Source organism: Acetivibrio sp. MSJd-27, assembly GCF_018918095.1.
Classification (GTDB): domain Bacteria; phylum Bacillota; class Clostridia; order UMGS1840; family HGM11507; genus HGM11507.
On sequence record NZ_JAHLPV010000074.1, the window covers coordinates 1 to 3,440 of the forward strand.

Consider the following 3,440-nt stretch of genomic DNA (forward strand, 5'->3'; position numbering starts at 1 on the left):
AAGCAAGTATCCGATTCCAGCGGAACGACGAACTACACCTATGACGGACTGGGACAGCTTTTAAAAGAAACCAAAGGCGGCGTGGTGAAGGATTATACCTACGACGCCAACGGAAACCGGAAGAGTTTCAAGCTGACGAACAGCGGAACCATCGAACTGAACACGACCTATGCGTATGACATACAAAACCGTCTGATTTCCGTGACAAATGACGGAGAGACAACAAGCTATTCGTACGACAACAACGGAAACCTGTTGAGCACGACGGGAGCAGTCAATACCCAGTACACCTATAACCAGGCGAATTTGATGACTGCTCAGACCAACCGATTGGGAGAAAATGTTTTGGGACAGTATTCCGTCAGCTACTATCTGGACGGCAACAAGGAAAGCATTGCGGAAAGCGGAAAGCCGACCACCAGCTATCTCTATGATGATATGGGCAGGCTGCCCCAGGAGGTTATCGCCGGGGAAAGCCAGACCATCTATCAGTACGACAGCTTCCTGAACCGGAGCCGGAAGGTGGAAAAGGATGCGTCGGGCAACGTCATAAAGACAAACACTTATCAGTATAATAAGAATAACTGGCTGCTGGAAGACCGGGAAACGGCGGGAGAAGGCCAGACGGTAAGAAACTTCTTCTATGACAACATGGGCAACCAAACCATGAAGACCATCACCACCATCGGTGAAGCAACGGGAGAACCGTCGGTCACCATCGGGGAGGATCCCAACGGAATCCAGCTGTTTGAATACGATCCGCTGAACCGGATGACGAAAGCAACCATAAACAATGTGACAACGACCTACACCTATGACGCCAACGGCCTGCGCCAGAGCAAATCCACCAACGGCGTGACCACCAGCCATATCTATGACGGACAGAACATTGTCATGGACGACAAGGCCGGGGAAAAGCAGGTGTTTGTCAGAGGCCTCTCCCCTATCTCCCGAACGGTGAACGAAGGAGGCAAAGAATATTATTCCTTCAATACCCATGGAGATACCGCACAATTGCTCAGCGCAAGCGGCACTGTCCTGAAAGATTATACCTACGACGCGTTCGGGAATCAGAAGCAGGAACAGGCAGAAGACAACAATCCGTTCCGTTACTGCGGAGAATATTTCGACAATGAAACCGGATTTATCTACCTCAGGGCAAGGTATTATGACAGTAGTATTGGAAGGTTTATTTCTGAAGATCCAGCAAAGGATGGAACAAATTGGTACTCCTACTGTACAGGGAATCCGGTTAATAAAATTGATCCTAATGGTTTGACAGATGTCTTATTACGAGAAATGGTAGAAAAGCTTGGAGGTACAGTCACACCAAATCAGCATAATATAATGGGCTTTAAATATGGTTTGAAATCAATTACTGTAGAATTGAATGGAAAAATTAAAACTTACACGTCAGCCGATTATACCATTAATAGCAGCGATCGTTCAGTTGTTAATGATCAAATGATATTAAACGACTTCTTTGGAGATGTAGGCAGTGGTACGGACATGAATGCAAGCAAAGAGCAAATGAAAAACTACATTGTCCAATCAGCATGGAATAGAGGGGTGCCAGTGGATTTGGCTTTAGCAACTGCAATGACCGAGAGTAGTATAAATCAAATCTTGCCATCTACAGGTAGAGTAGATAATGGCGGAGGAGATTATGGCGTGATGCAGATAAATTCAGTGCATTTTGATAAAGGATCTAAAACAACAGTTAATGGAAAAGATATTGTGAATAATTGGCAAAATAATGTTGATTATGGGATCGATTATCTGAGTAAGTGTTATAACGAGGCAGTCAGTTATGGATACACTGGGGATGATTTATTAAAAGCGACTTATTCAAATTATAATAGCGGAAGTTGTTCTGGATATAGAAAGAATGCTGAAGTATGTGCTCATGTAAATAATTTTTGGAGAGTATATACAAATAAGGAGTGGCAATAAAATGCGGAAGATAATCTGGATATCAATTATTATGCTTTTTATTAGTGGCTGCAATGTAAAAAAGATTTCAAATGATGAGCAAAAACTAGTTAATGATCGACAAAATACAGTTGTTAATAATTCGGAAGATTGTTCTTGGAAAAATGATGTCGCACAAAAACTATTCATCGAGTTTTGCGAATTTTATCAGAATATGTCTGAAGATGATTTTGTGAATCTGGAAGACAAAAATAATAGAGTGACATATAATCAACAAAACGGAAGAATAGCTTATAATCGAATTATGGCCGCTGATAGGGCAACTGCATTGCTTGGAGTGTATAAGAACTATTTATCTAAAGAAGATTTGATGTTTGTCGAGAGTAAAAAGGATGAAATTAATAATGGAATGTTCGCAAATTCTCGTATCCATTTTGGTTATACCTTTTCCGGTCTACATATTATAGCACTGTGCGAAGGTTTGACTAATAACAGTTTAATGTACGAAGGAGCATGTGACAAAATAAGAAATCTTAAAGATGAAAGTAGTTTTTTTGACGAAATGCATAATCAAGGATATTTCATTTGTGATTTATTTGTAGAAGATTTAAGTAACACTCGCAAAGACATTGGAAATCTAGATGTTAATCTTTACTGGAAGAACGGTTCTGCTGATCCTATTGAAAGGTTGAAGATACTTGATTTCTCTGAGGAAGATTTGAATATTTTAAAGAAATACAACAGAGTTATCGCTAAAGAAAATGAACTGTATGAAAATAAAAGTTGGCATTTGCTTGCAAGTCAAAAATACTTCGATTTAGTAAAAGTCAAGGTGGATAATGAAGAAGTGGAATTAGTAGATAGCATAAGTACTGGAATAAGCAACTAATGTACAATTATCATCCAAAGATTGGGAATGGAGAGAGACTACTAGATCGGGGTTAGAAAGCATAGAACAGGGCGCATATGTTAAACTGGATCAAGGGACGAATTTGATGTCTGACAACAGGTGACATTATTTTCGTCCCCTGCCTTTTCCTCTGTATCCATCTATATGAAAAATCTGATAACCAATACAGCTAACAATCACATCTCATTTATCAAAAACTTGTAAAAAAATGGGGACTAGAAATTACTCTAGTCCCCATTTCAGCCTGTCGAAAAAGTCCAGTATACACTGGGCTTTTTTGCGTATGTGTGGTAAAATAAAGATAAGAAAAGACTGGGGAGGGACGGCGTGTGCTAGCAAAAGAGCAGGAATTGCGCAGAAATGTAGTAGAAATCCTATGTTTGGAGGAGCTGGTTCCATCGGAGCATCTGCTGCGGCAGATTGACAGCGCGGTGGATTTTACGCATCTGTACGACTTGGTGGATGCGCTTTACAGCCGCGACAACGGCCGTCCCAGCATTGACCCGGTGGTATTGTTCAAAATTGTGTTCATCCAGCACCTGTACGGCATCCCCTCGCTGCGCCGTACCATGCAGGAGATTGGCATGAACATCGCATA

At 41.2% G+C, this 3,440-nt stretch carries 3 protein-coding genes; all 3 read left to right on the forward strand.

Features of this window, described 5'->3' with window-relative positions; translation table 11 throughout:
• The coding region (locus KQI32_RS12985) for an RHS repeat-associated core domain-containing protein (protein WP_216426020.1) at window positions 1-1,953 on the forward strand (1,953 nt) is incomplete at its 5' end.
• Window position 1,954: 1 nt separating this feature from the next.
• Window positions 1,955-2,821 (forward strand): hypothetical protein, encoded by an 867-nt coding sequence (locus KQI32_RS12990; protein WP_216426022.1) that lies wholly within the window; start codon window positions 1,955-1,957, stop codon window positions 2,819-2,821.
• A 350-nt stretch (window positions 2,822-3,171) separates the two neighbouring features.
• The coding region (locus KQI32_RS12995; protein WP_216423449.1) for a transposase at window positions 3,172-3,440 on the forward strand (269 nt) is incomplete at its 3' end.